Below are 19,040 nucleotides of genomic sequence, written 5' to 3' on the forward strand. Positions count from 1 at the left end.
ACGCGCGAGCCGSTCGGCATCATCGGCATGATCACGCCSTGGAACTTCCCGATCGCRATCCCSGSCTGGAAGRTCGCSCCKGCGCTCGCCTRSGGMAATTGCGTSGTCCTGAAGCCGGCCGATCTYGTGCCSGGCTCGGCCTGGGCGCTGGTCGACATCMTCCAGCGCGCCGGCCTGCCCAAGGGCGCGCTCAACCTCGTCATGGGCCGCGGTTCGGTCGTCGGCCAGGCGCTGCTGGAGCACAAGGACGTCTCCGCGATCTCCTTCACCGGCTCGGTCGGCACCGGCCGCAAGGTCGCGGCTGCCTGCATTGCCGGTAGCGCGATGAAGAAGGTCCAGCTTGAGATGGGCGGCAAGAACCCGCTCGTCGTGCTCGACGATGCCGATCTCAAGATGGCGGTGGAAGTCGCCGTCAACGGCGCCTTCTTCTCCACCGGCCAGCGCTGCACGGCCTCCTCTCGCCTGATCGTCCAGGCGGGTATCCACGACAAGTTTGTCGAGGCCTGCATCGAGCGCCTCAAGACCGTCGTCGTCGACGACGCGCTGAAGGCCGGCACCCATATCGGCCCGGTCGTCGACCAGAGCCAGCTCGACCAGGACCTGAAATACATCCAGATCGCCAAGGACGAGGGCGGCAAGCTGGTCTTTGGCGGCGAGCTTCTGAAGCCCGACACCCCCGGCTTCTATCTCGCCCCGGCGCTGTTCACCGAGACCACCAACGCCATGCGCATTTCGCGCGAGGAGGTCTTCGGTCCGGTCGCCAACATCGTCCGCGTCAAGGACTATGACGAGGCGCTCGCCGTCGCCAACGACACCGAGTTCGGCCTCTCCTCGGGCATCTGCACGACCTCGCTGAAGCATGCGACGCATTTCAAGCGCAACAGCGAGGCCGGCATGGTGATGGTCAATCTGCCGACGGCGGGTGTCGACTATCACGTGCCTTTCGGCGGCCGGAAGGGCTCCAGCTACGGCCCGCGTGAGCAGGGCGCCTATGCCAAGGAGTTCTATACCACCGTCAAGACGGCCTACACGCTGGCTTAAAGAGCAGGCGCCATTGAAGGGAGGCGCGTCACAACCGGCGCGCCTTTTCAACTCCTTGGATGCGAAGCGCTCTCTGATCGCGGCGAGCTGCGGGAAACGCACAAGAAGCCCTGGCTCCAAGGTGCCCCTCGTCGTGCAAGCGGCGGCAATGCGGTCACCAACCTCGGCTTTCTGCATCGAGAACCAAGACCTGGCCGCGATCAAGCTCGCTGAGAGCGACCATGCGGCCGGAACTGGCGGTCGGGACATTTGGCAGGACATTGAGAAGGAAGGCTTCAGCACCCGCATTCAGGCGGCCCTAGCGCCGACGTGGCGTGCCCTTGACGGCAACGGTCGGCGACTGTTGGCGGCGTTCAACTCCAGCGTGGCGAAGTACGGCGGCAAGCTGGTCGACTGGGGCTATGCAGTGCGCGATGCAGCGCTTCGTTCACACATCGAAAACGCGCGGCAATCCAAACTGAGCGTCGAGATCGGCCATCCGACAAGCTTCCCATTTCCGATCGCATACTGAGACAGGGCGCACCCTGAAGCTTGAAATTCGCGGCGATTCCCAGCCTCGAAGGATCGTCGTTTCAGTCCTTGAGACCGCATAACAATGCGCATAACCTGTTGCAGTCAGCGAAGGTTTTTTCGTCGGATTTCCAGCCTGATGGGCGAGTCCCTTAGGAAGGGCCATTCGCCGCCTAAGCCCTCGAAGGGCTTAGATTCTCGAAAATCGAACGGTTTACTTAGCTCGAGCTGCCATCCATTTCGGCATACATGAGCAGCGAAGCCGTGCCCAAGACACCGTACCTGATCGTCCGCAACGGTCGGTTCTATTTCGATATGCGCGTGCCGGAGGACGTGGTCGGAGCCTTCAAGCACAGGTTTCAGCGAAAGACCGGGATCATCCGGGAAAGCCTCAAGGCGAAGGACCGGAAGCGGGCGCTTCGCGAGATGGGCAAGAAGCTGACCTTCTAGTCAGCTCAGTTTGACGAGCTGCGCCGAACCGATGACGCCGAACTGGCCTTCGCGGACAAGGTGGGCCGTCACGATCTTTCCAAGTCGAGCCGAACCGAACTCGAGCGGCTTGTGACGGGCTATTATCGCGACGTGCTGCACCCCGCCGCTCTCAGCCCGCCGACCGACATCGAAGACCGTGCCGAATTTTTCGACTACTGGTCCGAAATTCGTGCTCGGTCGAACAACCCGAAGGACAAACTGGGCTACGAGCGCATTCAGAACACCGCCGATTCGTAGGCGAACACTTCCACCGCGGTAACGCTGTCTCCGAACGGGCTCGCCGCCAAGCCGATCACCTACAATGACGGCTCGCCGCCTCAGCCGGGCGATATCATCGGCGTGTGGAGGTGGCCTATAACCCAACGAGCGACAAGCTCCATATCATGTCGCTGTCGCGGCCCGCAGCCCTTAACGTCAAGCGGTCCCAGGTCACCGCAGAGCCAGGCGGGTCGAGCTCCGTTAGTTTATCTGAGTGATCTTGCCATCGGTCGGGTGCTCTTTATGGTTGAGCCTCCAATCAGGCGAGGTCGACAAGATGGCGTTTGATACCGGGCGGATTTTTAGAGAGCCGCTTCTAGACTTAGGTCAGCATGAGAATGCGGCTTTCGCTGGGGTGCTTTCACCAAGGAGTGAAGTTGGGGCGGCTCGAGAAGGCGTAAATGCGGTGTTCCTGGAGAACGCTGAGGATTACTACCAGCGCTATCAGGGCTTCAATTATTGGCACGGGCTCTGTCGTGAGGCTGGCGAACGGATCGGGTTGAAGGATCCAAATCTCATCGTTGAAGTGGGATGCGGGTTTGGCAACGCGACGTTGCCAATGCTTGACCTGCACCAGAGCACGCGGCTGGTCGCGACGGACATCAGCCCCAACCTCCTGGCGATATTGAAGCGCTTGCTGGATGCACGCGGGCTAAATGACCGGTGCGTGCCGGTAGCGATGGACGCGCAGAAGCCCTACCTGACGGAAGGTATCGCTGACTGTGTATTCGGGGCGGCCATCTTGCACCACCTCGCGGAGCCGGGGCCATTTATCGATATGGCGATGCGGATGCTAAAGCCCGGCGCCTCTGCATTCTTTTTCGAGCCGTTCGAGGCGGGCAACGCTGTCCTGCGCTTGATCTGCCAGGAAATCGCCCGCGAGGCGATGTACCGCGGCGAAAACGGGCGCGCTCTTGAATTCGCTGAATTGCAGATCAGCGAGCTCGAGCCCCAAATCTTTCGGCAGAGGACCGAGGGATGGCGTGACCGAGACGACAAATGGGCCTTCCCGCGTTCTGTCTTGCAGGATCTGGCCGATGCCGCTGACGCCGATCTGCGCGTGTATCCAATTCACGACAATGTCGGCCAGTTTCGCCGCCACTTCGCTTATCAAATGAAGGTTTACAGGGACATGGAGCAGGCCGAGCTGCCCAATTGGGCATGGGCCATCTTCGATCGTTACGACCGCGACACTTTTTCGGCCGACCAACTCCGCGACCTGCCCATGGCCGGTTGCGTAATTTTCACGAAGCGAGAGCCCTGAAGGTGGTTGGCATCGCGCTCAAATAACCCGCCGCCTCCAGGTGGCTTCATACCCGCGGCAGCGCACCGCGATGGCTCAATCGCTCGTGGGTGCTCGCGGCGGGCAGTCCAGCAGCAGGACAACGAACCCCTTCGGCGTTTTGGCGCGACTCTCCTGCTCGTCGGTAGGCCTTTGCAGGTCACAAGCAGAAGACTGATCGTCGCGCCGACAACCGCGTAGGTGTAGCTCATGCGCTTTCTCCGATCCTTCGATCGGTCGATGACAGGCGCCTGCAATGGCCATTCGGAGATCTCAAGGCAGCGCTGCGGCGGTCATTCTGTGACCGGCGCTGCCCGTTCCCCGTCCGCCTGATCGCCGATGGCTTCCGAACATGACCTTCTAGGCCACATACCCATAATCGGGATTCCCAGCGGAGTTGTGTTCTGATTCATCGATCTCAGCCTTCGAGGTTGAGATGGCGCGGTTTGACCTGACGGATTTCGAGCAGTCGGTGATCGAACCGCTTTTGCCGACGAAGGTGCGCGGGGGCGCGCGCGTGGAGGACCGTCGCGTTCTGAACGGCATCTTCTGGCGGGTGCGCACCGGGGCGCCATGGCCGATATCCCTTCGCACCGGTTGAAGCGGTTGACGCAGGGCGCGCATTCTGCAAGCTGCATCAGCCGCTTACGATGGTGATATCCAAATGATCTACGCCTCGTCGATCCGCGTGCATCAGCATGCCGCCAACGGCCAAAACAGGACGAGCGATCCAGTTGCATGGGTCGCTCGCGCGGCGGCCTGACCACCAAGATCCACACCCTTGTCGATGCCGAAGGCCGCCCGATCCGCCTGAAGCTGACCGAAGGCCAGGCTCATGACGGTCGATCGGCCGCCGACATGCTGGACACGATCGAACCGGGCAACACCCTTCTCGCCGACAGGGCTCACGATAGCGACGCCTTGCGAGAAGAAATCGGGCGCGGCGCATGGGCCAATGTCCGCGCCATGCCCAACAGGGTCAAAACCTTCGCCTTCAGCGCCTGGGTCTACCGTCAACGCAACGCCGTCGAGCGTTTCTTCAACAAACTCAAACACTTCGGAGCCGTCGCAGCCCGATACGACAAAAGAGACGACAATTTCCTCGCCTCAGTCCAACTCGCTTCAATCCGCATCTGGTTGCGAAGTTATGAGTCGGTCACCTAGGCTAGGGAATGTACCACAGTTTAAAACGAGAGGTGACGCCCATGGCGATGACACCCTCGGCGTTGTCCGGTACGAGGGCTTGATCCGCCATGACGAAGACGTCGGTCGCAGGATCCAGCGTCCGACGCAGCGCGAGGATATCCGCCACGGAGAGCACGCCTCGGGCCGATAGTCCCATGGCTGCGGCCATATGGCTGGCCCTCGCATTCAGCACGCCAGAGAGCCCATCACTGGCCCGCCCCGGGACGAAGGTCAGCGCATAATTGCTTACCGTTTGGATGGGACGTCCGACCACCAACCACATGGTCTCGCAATAAAAGCTGCCGGTCGGGACTGCAGGCAGAAAGATGACGATCGGTTTGCCATGCTCGCCACTGGCATCGGCGAAGAGGGCCGCATCTTCGGTATGCCGGCACGCCGCCGCAGGGGATGCTTCCCGAGCGGCGTCAGGCCAAATCAAACCCGCGGCGATCCGAGGTGCAGTGACGGTCAACCAGTTCAGGGCGGGTCCGCGCAACTGGGCTAGGTGCACGACCATCAGGATGGCGATGCCGCATAGCACTGGTATCCTCGCCGGCGTGCGCGTCATGCCGTGGCCCGCGAGCAGGCTCACGAGCCCGCGGGAGGCCAGCAGAGACAAGCAAGCATTAGCGAAGTAGAGGAACGAGAAATGGCTGTAGCCGGGCGCCGTGGTCAGGAAGACCGCGCAAATGCCGGCGAGACCGCACCCCGCCATGAGCCGAATGGCCTTACCGTCCCGATGAGTAGCACCGCGCAGCCCCCAAGGCAGCGCGGGTGTCAGGAAGCCAGCCTGAAACACCGCGATGACGGCGAAGCCCAGAAGCCCCGCCAAGAGCGGAGAAAACCCGGCACCCATCAACAGATGGGGCAACGTCAACAGATATTGGTCCGGCGAGGTCAGGAAGGTGACCGGCTGACCGGTCACGGTCAGGAAGCCTGTGCCGCTGAAGCCTGAACCAAGCGTAAAGAACACAACCAGCCCTCCGACGAAGCCGGCCGTCATAGCGGTCAGATGAAGCGCCTCGTTTCGGGGGAATGCGCCCCGGATGCGCCACATCCACAGCAGATCGAAGCATACGGCGCAGATCAGCAGGGGGGGGACGACACCGCGCGCGCCCGTTGCCAGGAACACCAGAACGAAGAGCGCCAGCAGACGCGCTGGTAGACCCCGCCTCGACTCGGCAACCAGGACGTGCAGGGTCACGAAGAAGACCGTGAAAGCCAGGAAGGGAGAGAGCAGCAACGTCGCCCCGAAAGGCATGAAGGTGCCAAAGATCGCTCCTGCAACGGGTGGAATCCCTACGATCCAAAAGGCGCACATCACGGCCAGGCCGGCAGCCCACCCGGGCAGACCAAGCAACTGCCGCCCCGTGACGAACATGGCGGCAGCTGCGGCCATCCCGAGGAAAACGGGCGCGTATCGTGCGACCAGGGCATCGATCGGTAGGCCGGTAATTTCCGCCACGCCCAACACCCAGAGATGGGCGCCATAATTGTATGACAAATGCATATTCGGCAGCAGCAGGTTCGGGGGTGGCCAGCCCTGCTCCAGTCCTCGGACCAGAATGCCTTGAAAGGCAGAATGAAAGGAAAATCCATCACCCGGGTCACCGGCTAGGACATTCGCCGTGCCCAGGAGTCCGGTGAGGCAGAGGAAAAATGCGATGGCTACCCAAGAGCCCGCGGTCCGCGAGCCGCGCCATCTCACCAGAGGGATGCCCCAGCCGGGCCTTCGGCGGTCGAGCAACAGCGCGGCCCCAGCAATGATGGGGAGCGCCGGGAGTAGCCACAATAAATCCAATGCCCAGAGCACGGTTACGAAGAATAAATTCGCGATGATCCCGAGATTCAGCGCCAGCAGCAACAGCAGGCTCGTATCGCGCGAAACGACGTTAGCCCGACGCATCACGGAAAGGCCTGGCAGCAGGTTGAAGGCTAGCACATAAGCCATGAAACGCAGTGACGAACCGACGTCAGGATGGGCAACATAGAGTGACAGCCACAACGGCAGGAGCGAGCACACTGCCGCCACCAACGCCATAGGCGACCAGCCATGGCGCTCTGATTCCGAATCTCCGATCATTCCGCCAGCCCGACGGGAAACCGCCCGAGCCCTTTGCGGAGCCGTAGCGCCTGCCAATCGAGCGGAAGCACCGCAGTAAGCACCATGGGAAGATCGTAGGTGATAGGAACGGTCCAGACGCGCAGGTCGCATTGCTCGTGGGACGCGGGCAACCTGATCCCCGCGAAAGCTTGCGTCGCCCGATAGAAGGCCGGGAAGACGGCGATCGATCCCGGGGCCACATTGAGAGTGGAGTCCAGGCTCTGCCAACGGCCCGGGCGAGCATCGTAGATCAATTCGATCCGCGCCGGTGTGAGCGGACAGGTCGGCCCGTCGATCTGCAGCAGCATGCGCGCACCGAAGGCGCGGACCGCATGCTCGATGCCCACCTCAGCAATTCGGTCTGTCATGGAATCAGGCATGGCGGTCATTACGGACTGAGCGCCAGCCGGCACGGGCACACGCCAGAATGTTTGTCCCTCCTTGGTACCCTCATGAACTGGAAGGACTTCCTCCCGGGGTAAGGAAAGCAGATTAGCGAAGGCCTCGGTCAGGCGCCGTTGTTGCCACGCGGCAGCGGCTGAATAGCTTCCGGCCAACGCCAGGACAACGGCCGCACTAGCCAGCAGGAAGCGCGGCATGACCGCGAGATTTCGTCGCCACTGCCAAATAGCACAGGGAATTGAAAGCACGCTGATCACCCAGATGAACTCCAGGTGAAAGACGTGGCGGCCGGCGAATTGCAGGGCTGGATAAGTCATGAGCGCCAACAATAGGCCGGCCAGACCCCAGGCCTCCTGTGGTCGGTCGGCTGCGGTCCGCAGCAGCCAGCACATCATACCGACAACGCCGAGGATCGGCATCCACGGCTTGCCCAATGCCTCGTAAAGCATCGCGACCCATACGGTCAGCGGCGGCTCCAAGCGCGGCGGCGCGCCGGGCCCGAATTCCCCATGCGATGGACGCGCGAGCGTCGGGTAGGCAAGAATCCAGGCAGCGCCTTTCAATCCCTGCGCCATAAAATCCGCCGCGAAGTTTGGCCCCCATTCCAGGAGGTTTTGTGTGGAAAGGGTAATCGCCTGGCTCACTCCATGGATCGGTGCGCCCTCTGCAGCATCCCATCCGGGGCTACGAGGCATTTCCGCCGCGGCGACACCGCTCAAGGTGAGTTCGTCAAGATAAGCATGCCCCAGCGCATAGGGCGCCGGCCGGAGCGCCAGGAAGGCGCGGAAGGGCTCGGTGGCGCCCTGCATGGCGAGCATCCCGGCATTCCCGCCGTTTCCCAATGCGAGGATTGGCGCGGCAGCCAGCAGAAACATTGCGGCGAAGGAGCCAGCCGCGCCCATTCGTGCAAAGGATTGCGGGCGGGAGCCGATCGCGAGGAACACAACACCGAGCGGCAGCATGATGGCGAGGTCCGAACGAAACCCGTAGCCGACCCCCGCGACGAACCCTGCCACGCCCGCAACGCAGCCCGCCCGCCATGCGCGTCCCTTGGTTTCATCGGCGCGCACAGCCATCACGAGCAATGCAATGACCCAGAGAAAGAAAGGAGCCTTGGCGTAGTCGCGCAGCTGAAAGATCATGCTGGTCGCCACCGGGGACAACGTGATCACCGCGGCCGCGAGAATTGCCAGCCCGACCGGCAGGAACAGCCGCGCCAGGCAAAACGCCGCCGCCGCGTAGCCGGCCGTCAACGTCATCACGAGCGGAGCAAGGCTCATCTGGCTCGGCCCCAGCCAACGCCAAAGGCCGGCCGCCGCCCATGTAAGGTAGATCTGCATCCGGGAGAAAAAGCCTGGCGGCCCCGTCAGCAGATCTGCCGGGATGCTCGTGCAGTCAAAATGCGCCGCGCGACGGTATAGCAGGAAATCCAACATTTCGGGTGAAAGCGTAAGCGGGTGCACGAAACCGCGCCCACATGCCCACATCAGGGCTTCGGGCGTGAACATTTGATAGAAGAAAACCGAACCTGCCCGCCCGATGAGATCCCAACCGAGATAGGCACCCAGTGCCGCGAAGCATGCCAGCAGCAGGGTATGGGCCCGAGTGAACCTACCGTTACACATCAATCCCGGGTCGCCACGCACAGGCAGCTTGTTCCCATCTGGATAGGTCGTCCTGAATCCAGGCGCCGGAACTCCGCATCCAACATCTGGTCTATCGCGCGTGAGGCAAAGCCTCCCGGCACATGCTCCGCTTCGTCGCGCTGCGCGTCGCGCCCTTTGCGCAGGCCGAGCTTGCCAGGCAGCACGCGGAACAGCAGCACCGGCAGAGGCAGCGGCGCGAAGAGGTAGGAGCAGAAACTGGTGCGAAAGCCGGCAGCGCTCAAGGCTTTGGTCAGGCTTTTTCGGCTATACCGCCGAAAGTGCCCGGCCTCGATATCCTCGCTCGAGAACAGCGCTTGGTGAGCCGGCACCGAGATATAGATCTTCCCGCCGGGTTCGAGCAGGTGATGCACCTGCCGCAGTGCCCCCACATCATCCTCGATATGCTCCAGGACGTCGAACATGCCGGCAGCGGCGAAACTTCCTTGTCGGAAAGCAACATCCTCCAGCCCGGCGCAGATGACGCGGACGATGCCGCGCTCATGAGCGGCGAGGGCACCTTCCAATCCTGGTTCCAGAAGTGTGCACGACACGCCGCTGTCGGCGAGCCCTTTGGCGACAAAGCCATTACCCCCGCCGATGTCGAGGAAATCCCCGCCGGTTGAGAAACGATGGACCAAGCTCACGATACAACGATTGCGATGCCTGAACCAGAAGGAGCGCTCCTCGATCTGGCGGCAAAGGGCGTTGCCGTCGTCAGGGTAGGAGACTGTCGCGCGACTGCGGGAGAACCAGATGCCGGGTGGCCGAAGGTCCAGTGCGAGGTCGGGCACGGCGGGATCGAAAGGCTTGGCGGCGTCAGGCATCGACCGCCTCTCGATCGCTGTAGAAGGCGTGCACCGCATCCGCGACCTCGGCCACTTCGTGGTCGGTGAGGGCGTAGTACATTGGCAATCGCAGCAGGCGGCTGCTGATATCATCCGTCACGAGAAGATTACTTGCGGGAAGGCCGATCTTCTGCGCGAAAGGCGAGGTGTGCAGCGGGACATAATGGAACACCGACAAGATGTTCTGCTGCCGCAGATGCGCTATAAGCGCCGTGCGTTCCTCGATATTCGCCGCGAGGATATGGAACATGTGATAGTTTGTGGAGCAGTCCTGCGGGATCTTGGGCAGTCGTATCAGCCCCGCCCTCTCCAACGGCGCCAGTCGGGCCATATACTGATCGTAGATCGCGCCGCGCCTCCGTGTGATCTTATCCATGTTTTCGAGCTGGCCCAGCAGGAAGGCCGCCAGCATGTCGGATGGCACATAGGAGGATCCGATGTCCGTCCAGGTATACTTGTCGGATTGGCCGCGCAGGAACTGGCTACGGTTGGTGCCCTTCTCGCGGATGATCTCGGCCCGCTTTTCGAACTCGGGCCGGTTCACGACCAGGGCGCCACCCTCGCCGCAGCTGAAGTTCTTTGTCTCGTGGAAGCTGTAGCATCCCATATGCCCGATGGTGCCGAGCCAACGCCCGCGATGCTGCGCGAATACGCCCTGGGCTGCATCTTCCACGACCAGGAGCCCATGGCGTTCGGCAATCTCCATGATCATATCCATGTCGCAGGCAACGCCCGCGTAGTGGACCGGAAATATGGCCTTGGTCCTTGGTGTGATCGCCGCTTCGATCAAGTTGGCATCGATGTTGTGCGTATCGGGGCGGACGTCCACGAAGACCGGCTTCGCACCGCGCAGGACCACGGCATTGGCCGTCGATACGAAGGTGAACGACGGCATGATAACCTCGTCGCCCGGCCCAAGGTCGCAGAGCATAGCGGCCATCTCTAGCGCGGCGGTGCATGATGTCGTCAGCAGGACGCGCCGCGCGTCGAAACGCTCTTGCAGCAGTTTCTCCGCCTTGCGCGTGAATGGGCCATCTCCGCTGGCATGCCCGTCAGCCACCGCCTGCCCGACATAGATCAGCTCGGAGCCGACAACGCTGGGCTTGTTGAATGGGATACGGAAAGCCAAGGCGCTACCCTTTCATCATTCGGTTGAGCCTCGTGGCATCAGAAAACACCCAGAAGCGCTGCATCAGGAAAAAGAGAATCGCCAGCACCACCACCAGGAAACCCTGAGCGACCGCGTGCGGTACTCCGAAATAGCCGACAAGGGCAGAAAGACCGCCAAGGTTTAGCACATAGCCGATCGCGTAGGTCGCGACATAGCGATGGAACGCCGAGGAAGTCCGGCCATCATGCCCGAATGTGAGGCGGCGGTTGAACGCGAAACCGAGAACCATCGCTCCGACATAGGTCAGCGTCATGGCGGTTGCAGGTGTGAACGATGCGTGCGTGAGCAGCAAATACAGCAAGAAGAACGCGCCGTTTACCCCCAGGCCGACAAGCACATAGCGCACGAATTGCCAATGAACGCTCATGCGGCTGCCCGCAATGGGCCGAGTGGACACCAGTGAAGCGTGATGGCTGGAACCGGGAAGCGGAAGCCGAGCGACACGTAGAGATTATGCGCTGCGGTATTGTGCGATGAGATGCTGGTCGACACTTCCGTCACCCCCTCGGCAGCAAGGCCTGCGAGGACCGTCCGCCAGATGCGGCGTCCCAGCCCCTGTCCTCTCAGCCCGGGCGCAAGGCCCACGAGGCTCCAGAAGCGAGCCGTGGGCGAGGGGGCTTCGGTCACCATGAATGCCGCGATGCGGTTGCCCTGCAGGCAGACCAGCACCTGTTGCTCCGAGTTTTGAAAGGCATTCGCCGCCCAGGCCGCATAGCGGCGATCGCCGATCTCCCTTCCGACCTCGGGATCTGCATGCAGGCGGCCCGCATCGAAGATTTGGGAGGCCATCGCCACGATCTCCGCTTCGTCGTCTGGCGTTGCATCTCGGATCGCCAAGCCCGGGTCGGGCGTAAAACCAGACAGGTCCCGGAGAACGGGGCGATAATTGAGCTCGACAAAGCGGAAGCCGCGAGCTTCGAGGAAGCCGCATTCCGCAATGCGCTCGTGGTCCAGGCGGCAATTCACCAACAGGACACGGTGCCTGGCGCACCATGCGCGAAACTCGGCGAAGGTTGGCTCGGCCGTGGTTGCATCGGTCAGTCGGACCCCCGAGATCACGGCGCTCTCTCCCTGCAGGATGGGCCGATCCCAGGGCGCAAGATGGTAGCTCAGATCAATCCCCGGACCAGTGCTGCGCTCCGTGGTATAGCTAAACACCGGCTAGATCCCCAACCTGCAGCGAAGCCCCCCGGGCAGGCGCTCCTCCCGCAGTTTCGGCGATCAGGTAGACCGGCCGATCCATGCTGCGGAAATGCATGCGCGCTAGGTATTCGCCGATCACGCCCAAGCTGAACAACTGCGCGCCGGAGAAAATGGCTATCATGGAGGCCAGCGAGGCGAAACCTGGCACAGCATCTCCGCGCAGCAGATAGTTGACAATCACAACCAGCAGGATGCCCACGCCCAAGAGGACAAACACGAACCCGATGAGACTGGCGATCTGCAAGGGAAGCGTGCTGAAGCCCGTCATGAGGTTTACGGCATGGTTTATCAGCTTGCGGAGCGAATAACCGGATTGGCCCAGCGTCCGCGGCTCATGCCTGACCTTGATGGCGGTAAACCGCGATGTCGTCCAGGTTAGCAGGACGTCGATGGAAACCGAGGGGCTGCGATAGGTCTGAAAGCCATCACGCAGCCGGGTGCGGAAGACGCGCAGCGCGCTGACACTGCGCGCCGTCTCCGCCCCCATCGCCTCGGACAGCGCCAGCTTGGTCATGCGGGACGCCAGATTACGCAGAAAGCCATGCTGCTCCTGCAGCGGCGCGCCGTACACCACATCCCAGGTCGTGCCGAGGGCGGCGAGGAGTGACCCGATCTCGCTCACTGGATGCTGCAGGTCGTCATCCATGGTGAGGATGAGCTCGAACCGAGCGGCCCTAATCCCGGCGAGCAGCGCGTTGTGTTGGCCGTAGTTGCGGCCCATGCGGATGCCCCGCACCGCCTCATCCGCTGCGGCTAACTCGCTGATGACATCCCAGGATCCATCCCCGCCGCAGTCCTCGACAAAAATGATCTCGAACGAATGGGCGTGAAGGGGCAATTCAGCCTTTAGCTGGCGGTGCAGTTCACGGAGAGACGCCTCACCACGGAAAACAGGGATAACAACCGAGAGACTTACCATGGTTTGGCAAGGCCCCTTTCCATGATCGCCTGGCATTGGCAGCAACTTGCCCCTCCTTGCTCAGGGAAATGGTATAACTGTTGCATCACGCTCCTCAAAAGTGCGGCGCTTCATCGCCGCCCAAGCCTTCATTCCGCCGCCCTGCGAAGCCCCAACTCCGTCAAGGCGTCACCGCTCAGCCCTTGCCTTCTTCCACCAGGCAAGAATGAAAGCTTCAATGCCTTGAAACGCGCGGAACCGCAATTGAGATTATGACCGCCCTGGAGTTGGAGTTGACCCGGTTTTGCGGACACCCTTGATGACATTTCTGGAGTGTCCGACGCCGCGTTTTCGAGCCGCGTATCCGCCGGAGTTCCGGCGACAGATGGTCGAGTTGGTCCGATCCGGGCGAATATCTGACGAGCTTTCACGAGAGTTCGAGCCGACCCCGCAATCCATCGCGAACTGGGTCCGCTAGGCTGATCGAGATGCCGGCAGGCGCAGTGTGACGGAGCGACGACGGCCGAGCGCGAAGAGTTGACCCGCCTTCGTCGCGAGAACCAGCGCCTGCGCCAGGAGCGCGATATCCTGTCAAAGGCGGCAGCCTGGTTCGCGCGAGAGCAAGGCGAACCCGAACGGGTTTTCCGGTTCATGAGCGCGCACCAGGCCGTCTTCCCGATCAAGACCATGTGCCGCGTCTTCAAAGTCTCCGCGTCAGGCTATTACGCTTGGCGCGGCAGACCCGCCTCGGCGCGGGCGACAGCCGACTTCGATCTCACCCGCAAGATCCGCACGATCCATGCGGCCTCGCGCAAAACCTATGGTGCGCCGCGCATCCATGCCGAGCTCAAGGCCGACGGGGTCGCCATCGGCAAGAAGCGTGTGGCCCGCCTGATGGGCGCGGCCGGGCTCGTCGTCGCCAGCCGGCGCAGGAGCGTCACGACGACACGGCGCGATCCCGACCATCGGCCGGCGAACGATCTGGTTCGAAGGAACTTTTCGTCCGGAAGCCGAAGGAGCTATGGGTCGCCGACATCACCTTCGTGCCCACGCTCGTCGGCTTCCCGTTCCTGGCCGCCGTCCTGGATACCTGGTCACGTCGGATCGTCGGACGGGCCTTCTCGGCCGATCGGAAGACGCGGGTCGTGCTCGACGCTCTCAACATGGCGCTTGCCGCCCGCAAGCCCGAGAACGTCATCCACCATAGCAATCAGGGCTCGCAAGACGAATTCAACTGGTCGTCGCAATGGGGCATTGGTTGGCCGATTGGAGCAACGCGTTAAGGGCCTCTGCTGGCGTCAGACCCTCGACTCGGCGAAGCCTTGATCGCTATGAGGAGCCGTTCATGGAAGCGCCGTTCGGGTGACGCTGCACTGATCCTCGCCAACAAAGTTGACGGCCGCGATCTGTCCAAGCTCAGCTGGCCCGAACGCGGGAAGCTTGTCGTCGACTTCTATCGCAACGTGCTGCGTCCCGCCGCCACCAGCCGCCTGGCGACATCGAGGCCCGTGCAGAGTTGTTCGACGAATGGTCGGAAACGCTGGCTCGCATGAACGACGACCTCGATGAGCAAGGTAGCGAGCGGGTGCAGCGGACAGTCGGCCACATCTTGCTTTCGGTCGACTGCGGCGCGCGGCCCGGTTCCGGGCGATCCTCGCTGTCCCCAAGACCATGCCTCGGGAGCCCGGCTCAATCCGGCAGGCGCGAGATCACGCCGACGATCGGGCGCAGATGCTGCTCCAGTATGGCGAGGGCCTTCTCCTCGTCCCATTCGGCGAGCGCCGCGAACAAGGCATGATGCTCCTTGCTGATGCGCGCGATGCGGCTGGGGTCGGTGTGGATCGCGGTCATCGCGACGCGTTGCTGGCGCGCGCCAAGCGACTGGTAGAGTTCTGAGAGTACGATATTGCCGACGGCTGCGACCATGACGAAATGGAATTGGCGGTTCAGCTCGACCCGGTTGAAATAGTCGTCCTGCGGCATGCGTTCGAGCTCGTCGAGAATGGCCTGCATATCGGCAGGCAATGGAATTTCTTCCCGGCAGATGCGGCTGATCGCATGCCCTTCGATCATGCGCCGGGCTTCGTAGAGATCGAGCAATTCCTGGGCTGTGACTTGCCGGACGAGCGCGCCGCGGCGCGGAAGCAGGTCGATGAACCTCTCAGCTTCGAGCCGATGGAAGGCTTCGCGGACCGGCGTGCGCGAAACGCCGAGCGCCGAGGAGATTTCCTCCTCCTCGACAAAGGAGCCGCCGGGGAAGCGCCCGCGCAGGATCTGCTCCCGCACATAGAGGTAGACCCGCTCGCGGGTCGGCTTGCTGCGCGCGGCAGCCGTTTCATCTTGCTCGATCATTGTCATCGTTGGTGCCCCCATTCTGCGCGGTATAGGGCAAGTCGGCAGTAGACAGCAAAAAATCCACCACGTATACATGGCGCATCAAGAGCATGGATCGAGCGACGAAGCGCGCCGAAGCCACGCCGGGGAACCTCATGACCGTGCTGCCTCTCATGATGCTGCGAAGCCGGCTTCCGGATCGAGATTTCGGATTCGTCCGGCATGTCGAGAACGCTGGCGCGGCAATTGCTCGTACCCGAACGGTTCCGCCACTCGTCTCCTTCCCAGGCCACGAGCCGGGATAGTCCGGCGGGCCATTGGACAAAGCAGCAGAGGATCAGCCGATGACCATCTCTCGCCGTTCCGTCCTTGGTGGTGGCCTTGCCGCTCCACTCCTGGCTTCGCCCTTCCTGAGCAGTCCGGCGCGCGCACAGCGCTCCTCCGGTATCATCCGCTACGGGCTCTCCGCCTTCCCGCCCAATCTGCAGCCATGGGTTTCGACCGGTGCATCGGCGGGCACTGTGAAGATGCTGACCCATCGCAGTCTCGTCTCTTATGATCCCAAGGGCGAATTGCGCGGTGAACTGGCTGAATCCTGGTCACGCGACGCGGATGGCGCCTGGGTCTTCAAGCTGCGCAAGGGCTGCGTCTTCCACAATGGCGAACCGGTGACCGCCGATGACGTGAAGTGGTCGATCGAGCAGATCGCCGGCGAGAAATCGACCGCCTATATGCGGTCGCAATTCCAGCTGGTCGAGCGGGTCGAGATTCCCGATCCGCAGACCGTTCGCCTTGTCACCAAGGGGCCGCAGGCGACGCTGCCGAGCTGGTTTGCCAACTACAACACGTTCGTCATCTGGCGAAAGTCGAGCCCGAACGAGCCGATCGGCGCTGGCCCCTATCGTCTCGTCGGGCAGGAGCGAGGCACTTCGCTTGAGCTCGCCGCCTTCGACAAGTTCTACAAGCCGGGCATTCCGAAGCTCAAAGGCATCAAGTTCGTCGTCTACGCCGATGAGAACCTGCGCAACGCGGCGCTGATCTCCGGCGATGTCGACATGATCGAGTATGTGCCCTGGCAGTCGATGGCGGCGGTCGAAGCCGATCCCCGGCTCAAGCTCGACAACCAGGAAGGGCCGTTCATGGACGTGCTGTTCAACGGCACGAAGCCGCCCTTCAACGACCCGCGCGTGCGCCGCGCCGTCGCCCATGCCGTGAAGCGCGATGACATCGTCAAGGTCGCCTTCTTCGGCCGCGGCAAGCCGCTCGAGGGCTTGCCGATCGTCGAGGGCACGCCCTGGTACGACAAGGAGCTGGCGCATGGCTGGAACTAYGATCCGGCSCGCGCCAAGGCSCTGCTSGCCGAGGCSGGSTTCGCCAAYGGCTTCCAGWCGACGCTGCTCGCSACSKCKCAGTTCGGCATGCACAAGGACACSGCCGAGATCGTCCAGCAGTACCTCGCGGCGATCGGGATTCAGGCGGAGCTGCAGCTGCCGGACTGGTCGACACGGGTGAGCCGCGGCTCGCGCGGGCAATACGACATGGCGATCCATGGCGTCTCCTCGGACAACAACGACCCCGATGGCCTGACCGTCGTGCTGGATACCTCGCTCTCGCCCTCGCATGGCCGCTCCTTCAAGGTGGACGCGCCGCGCACGATCGCTGCGCTCGCCGCGGGGCGCGCGGAATTCGATCAGGCCAAGCGCGTCGACATCTACAAGGAGATGCAGCGCGCCGCATTGGAGGAGGTGCCGCTGGTCGGCCTCGCCTGGCGGCAGCAGGGCTACGGGATGGACAAGAGCGTGCAGGGGTTCACCAACCTGCCCGGCGCGCTCTCCAACTCCTCAGGCAACATGCTCGAGGAGACCTATTTCGGATGAGCGCGGCCTGGCTCGGACGACGACTGATCCTGACCGTGCTGACGGCCTGGCTGGTGGCGACGATCGTCTTCCTGGCGCTCCATATGGTGCCGGGCGATCCGGCGGAGCTTCTGCTGTCGACCTCGGGCGCGATGCCCGATCCGGCTTCGGTAGCGGAACTGCGCGAGAAGCTCGGTCTCGATCGGCCACTGCTCGTGCAATACGGGAACTTCCTCGCGGGGCTGCTGCGCGGCGACCTCGGCAACTCCCTCGTCGACGACTATCCCGTCCTGCAGGAGATCGCGCTCAGGCTGCCGCGGACGTTGGAGCTGATCCTCGCCGGCACCGTCATCGCGATCACCTTCGGCGTGCCGGCGGGAATCTATGCGGCGGTCCATCGCGGCGGAACCTTCGACCGCGTCTCGTCCTGGATCACTGCGCTCCTTCTGGCCGTGCCCGTCTTCGTCGTCGGCACGCTGCTGGTGCTGGTGCTGGCGCAGATGCTGCGGCTGATGCCAGCGGGCGGCTACGTGCCCTTCGCACAGGACCCGGCGCAGCATCTCAAGCTCCTCGCCCTGCCGGCGATCGCCATCGCCAAGGGGCTTGCCGCCGTCCTGTTCCGGATGACGCGGGCGGCGACGCTCGATGCGCTCGCCCATGACTATGTCCGCACAGCCCGCGCCAAGGGCCTGTCGCCGCGGCGGGTCCTGGTCGTGCATGTGCTGCGCAACGCGCTGAACCCGGTCGTCACCGTGCTCGGCCTGCAGATGGGCACGCTGCTCGGGGGCACCGTGCTCGTCGAATACGTCTTCAACTGGCCGGGGCTGTCGACGCCGCTGCTGCGCGCGGTCGAGGGCCGCGACTACCCGATGGTCGTCGGCATCATCCTGACGATCTCGGTGCTCTTCCTGTTGATCAATCTCCTCGTCGAGCTGCTGCATGCGGCGATCGATCCGCGGGTCCAGGCGGCATGAGACGGCGTGGCCTGACCAAGCTGGCTCTGCCGGGGGGCTGCGTTGCCCTGATCCTCCTGATCGCGCTCGCCGCGCCGCTGCTGCCGCTGCCCGATCCGGTCCGTCAGGACGTCGCGAACCGGCTGGCCGGGCCCATGACCGGATCCTGGCTCGGCCGCGACGAGTTCGGCCGCGACGTGCTCTCGCGGCTGATCTGGGGCGCGCGCACCAGCCTTTCCGTCGCCTTCGCCTCGGCGCTGGCCGCCGGGCTCGTCGGCGTCACGCTGGGGCTGATCGGCGGGTGGGCAAGGAGCTGGGGAGCGTTCCTCACGGTCCGCAGCGTCGAGATCATCATGTGCTTYCCGCCGGTKCTGCTSGCSCTGCTGGTSGTSACGCTGCTCGGCCCGGGAGCCGCGACGCTGATCCTGGTCCTGTCTGTGCTCTATCTGCCCGGCTTTGCGCGCGTGACCTACGCCGAGGTGCTGGCGGTGAAGGGGCGCGACTATGTGGAGGCGACGCGGGCGCTCGGCGCCAGCTCCACGCATCTGCTGTTCAAGACGGTGCTGCCCAATATCGCGGGGCCGTTGCTCGTGCAGTTCTCGCTCGCCGTCGCGGCCGCGGTGGTGATCGAGAGCGGCCTATCGTTTCTCGGGCTCGGCGTCGTGCCGCCCGCGCCGTCCTGGGGGCTGATGATCCGTGGGGCGCGCTCGACGATGGAGCAGGCACCGCTGCTGCTGCTCTGGCCCTGCGCCGTGCTGACGCTGACCATCCTCGCGATGAACCTGCTCTGCGACGCGCTGCGCGACATCCTCGATCCGCGCACGGCGGAACGCTGAACACCAACCGAAATCAAGGGAAGG

16 protein-coding genes and 3 pseudogenes are annotated in these 19,040 nt (G+C 63.1%); 11 read left to right on the forward strand and 8 right to left on the reverse strand.

Features of this window, described 5'->3' with window-relative positions; all coding sequences use genetic code 11:
• From AC1DEZ_RS11835 to AC1DEZ_RS11860, 6 genes and pseudogenes are all read left to right on the forward strand, one after another.
• A partial coding sequence (locus AC1DEZ_RS11835; protein WP_476779713.1) for an aldehyde dehydrogenase family protein occupies window positions 1-1,041 on the forward strand: 1,041 nt, incomplete at its 5' end.
• A 121-nt stretch (window positions 1,042-1,162) separates the two neighbouring features.
• A complete protein-coding gene (locus AC1DEZ_RS11840; protein ID WP_476779714.1) occupies window positions 1,163-1,552 on the forward strand; it encodes a hypothetical protein in 390 nt (129 codons plus the stop codon).
• Window positions 1,553-1,815: 263 nt separating this feature from the next.
• Entirely contained in the window at window positions 1,816-2,001 is a 186-nt protein-coding gene (locus tag AC1DEZ_RS11845; protein WP_476779715.1) for a DUF6538 domain-containing protein, read from the forward strand.
• A 111-nt stretch (window positions 2,002-2,112) separates the two neighbouring features.
• Window positions 2,113-2,280 (forward strand): hypothetical protein, encoded by a 168-nt coding sequence (locus AC1DEZ_RS11850; RefSeq protein WP_476779716.1) that lies wholly within the window; start codon window positions 2,113-2,115, stop codon window positions 2,278-2,280.
• A 298-nt stretch (window positions 2,281-2,578) separates the two neighbouring features.
• Complete coding sequence (locus tag AC1DEZ_RS11855; RefSeq protein ID WP_476779717.1) at window positions 2,579-3,565, forward strand: class I SAM-dependent methyltransferase; 987 nt, start codon at window positions 2,579-2,581, stop codon at window positions 3,563-3,565.
• 454 nt (window positions 3,566-4,019) lie between these two features.
• A pseudogene (locus AC1DEZ_RS11860) lies at window positions 4,020-4,747 on the forward strand (IS5 family transposase).
• A gap of 1 nt (window position 4,748) precedes the next feature.
• Here AC1DEZ_RS11860 and AC1DEZ_RS11865 read toward each other — a convergent pair.
• From AC1DEZ_RS11865 to AC1DEZ_RS11895, 7 genes are read right to left on the reverse strand one after another with little or no spacing between them, the layout of a single operon-like run.
• Window positions 4,749-6,851, reverse strand: a complete 2,103-nt coding sequence (locus AC1DEZ_RS11865; RefSeq protein WP_476779718.1) for a hypothetical protein — start codon at window positions 6,849-6,851, stop codon at window positions 4,749-4,751.
• Window positions 6,848-8,920, reverse strand: a complete 2,073-nt coding sequence (locus AC1DEZ_RS11870; protein WP_476779719.1) for a hypothetical protein — start codon at window positions 8,918-8,920, stop codon at window positions 6,848-6,850. Before AC1DEZ_RS11870 ends, AC1DEZ_RS11865 begins: the two co-directional genes overlap by 4 nt.
• The gene (locus tag AC1DEZ_RS11875) at window positions 8,899-9,744 is read right to left on the reverse strand and encodes a class I SAM-dependent methyltransferase (protein ID WP_476779720.1); all 846 of its coding nucleotides are present in this window, start codon (window positions 9,742-9,744) and stop codon (window positions 8,899-8,901) included. Before AC1DEZ_RS11875 ends, AC1DEZ_RS11870 begins: the two co-directional genes overlap by 22 nt.
• On the reverse strand, window positions 9,737-10,894 hold the full coding sequence (rffA, locus tag AC1DEZ_RS11880; protein ID WP_476779721.1) for a dTDP-4-amino-4,6-dideoxygalactose transaminase: 1,158 nt from the start codon (window positions 10,892-10,894) through the stop codon (window positions 9,737-9,739). The genes AC1DEZ_RS11875 and rffA overlap by 8 nt, the downstream gene beginning before the upstream one ends.
• Before the next feature lie 4 nt (window positions 10,895-10,898).
• Window positions 10,899-11,303: a GtrA family protein gene (locus AC1DEZ_RS11885; protein WP_476779722.1), complete on the reverse strand. Its 405-nt coding sequence runs from the start codon at window positions 11,301-11,303 to the stop codon at window positions 10,899-10,901.
• Entirely contained in the window at window positions 11,300-12,094 is a 795-nt protein-coding gene (locus AC1DEZ_RS11890; RefSeq protein WP_476779723.1) for an N-acetyltransferase family protein, read from the reverse strand. The genes AC1DEZ_RS11885 and AC1DEZ_RS11890 overlap by 4 nt, the downstream gene beginning before the upstream one ends.
• Window positions 12,087-13,058 (reverse strand): glycosyltransferase family 2 protein, encoded by a 972-nt coding sequence (locus tag AC1DEZ_RS11895; RefSeq protein ID WP_476779724.1) that lies wholly within the window; start codon window positions 13,056-13,058, stop codon window positions 12,087-12,089. The genes AC1DEZ_RS11890 and AC1DEZ_RS11895 overlap by 8 nt, the downstream gene beginning before the upstream one ends.
• A gap of 666 nt (window positions 13,059-13,724) precedes the next feature.
• Between AC1DEZ_RS11895 and AC1DEZ_RS11900 the strand changes: the two are divergent.
• Both AC1DEZ_RS11900 and AC1DEZ_RS11905 read left to right on the forward strand, forming a co-directional pair.
• Window positions 13,725-13,958: pseudogene (locus tag AC1DEZ_RS11900) on the forward strand (IS3 family transposase); the annotation flags it as partial.
• 98 nt (window positions 13,959-14,056) lie between these two features.
• Window positions 14,057-14,320: pseudogene (locus tag AC1DEZ_RS11905) on the forward strand (DDE-type integrase/transposase/recombinase); the annotation flags it as partial.
• Between the two features lie 406 nt (window positions 14,321-14,726).
• On the opposite strand, the gene AC1DEZ_RS11910 reads toward AC1DEZ_RS11905, so the two are convergent.
• Complete coding sequence (locus AC1DEZ_RS11910; protein ID WP_476779725.1) at window positions 14,727-15,389, reverse strand: GntR family transcriptional regulator; 663 nt, start codon at window positions 15,387-15,389, stop codon at window positions 14,727-14,729.
• Window positions 15,390-15,715: 326 nt separating this feature from the next.
• Between AC1DEZ_RS11910 and AC1DEZ_RS11915 the strand changes: the two genes are divergently transcribed.
• The 3 genes from AC1DEZ_RS11915 to AC1DEZ_RS11925 are packed head-to-tail and all read left to right on the forward strand — an operon-like array spanning window position 15,716 to window position 19,016.
• Window positions 15,716-17,248, forward strand: a complete 1,533-nt coding sequence (locus tag AC1DEZ_RS11915) for an ABC transporter substrate-binding protein (protein ID WP_476779726.1) — start codon at window positions 15,716-15,718, stop codon at window positions 17,246-17,248.
• Window positions 17,245-18,201, forward strand: a complete 957-nt coding sequence (locus tag AC1DEZ_RS11920) for an ABC transporter permease (RefSeq protein ID WP_476779727.1) — start codon at window positions 17,245-17,247, stop codon at window positions 18,199-18,201. The genes AC1DEZ_RS11915 and AC1DEZ_RS11920 overlap by 4 nt, the downstream gene beginning before the upstream one ends.
• Window positions 18,198-19,016, forward strand: coding sequence for an ABC transporter permease (locus AC1DEZ_RS11925; protein WP_476779728.1), 819 nt, complete (start codon window positions 18,198-18,200; stop codon window positions 19,014-19,016). The genes AC1DEZ_RS11920 and AC1DEZ_RS11925 overlap by 4 nt, the downstream gene beginning before the upstream one ends.
• The last annotated feature ends 24 nt before the right edge of the window (window positions 19,017-19,040 follow it).

This window comes from Allobosea sp. 10L422, assembly GCF_056395345.1.

Excerpts from the sequence above, each read along its gene's own strand:
- AC1DEZ_RS11910 (WP_476779725.1), bottom strand. The coding sequence starts at position 15,389 with ATGATCGAGCAAGATGAAACGGCTGCCGCGCGCAGCAAGCCGACCCGC.
- AC1DEZ_RS11895 (WP_476779724.1), bottom strand. The coding sequence starts at position 13,058 with ATGGTAAGTCTCTCGGTTGTTATCCCTGTTTTCCGTGGTGAGGCGTCT.
- AC1DEZ_RS11875 (WP_476779720.1), bottom strand. The coding sequence starts at position 9,744 with ATGCCTGACGCCGCCAAGCCTTTCGATCCCGCCGTGCCCGACCTCGCA.
- AC1DEZ_RS11885 (WP_476779722.1), bottom strand. The coding sequence starts at position 11,303 with ATGAGCGTTCATTGGCAATTCGTGCGCTATGTGCTTGTCGGCCTGGGG.
- AC1DEZ_RS11920 (WP_476779727.1), top strand. The coding sequence starts at position 17,245 with ATGAGCGCGGCCTGGCTCGGACGACGACTGATCCTGACCGTGCTGACG.
- AC1DEZ_RS11865 (WP_476779718.1), bottom strand. The coding sequence starts at position 6,851 with ATGATCGGAGATTCGGAATCAGAGCGCCATGGCTGGTCGCCTATGGCG.
- AC1DEZ_RS11855 (WP_476779717.1), top strand. The coding sequence starts at position 2,579 with ATGGCGTTTGATACCGGGCGGATTTTTAGAGAGCCGCTTCTAGACTTA.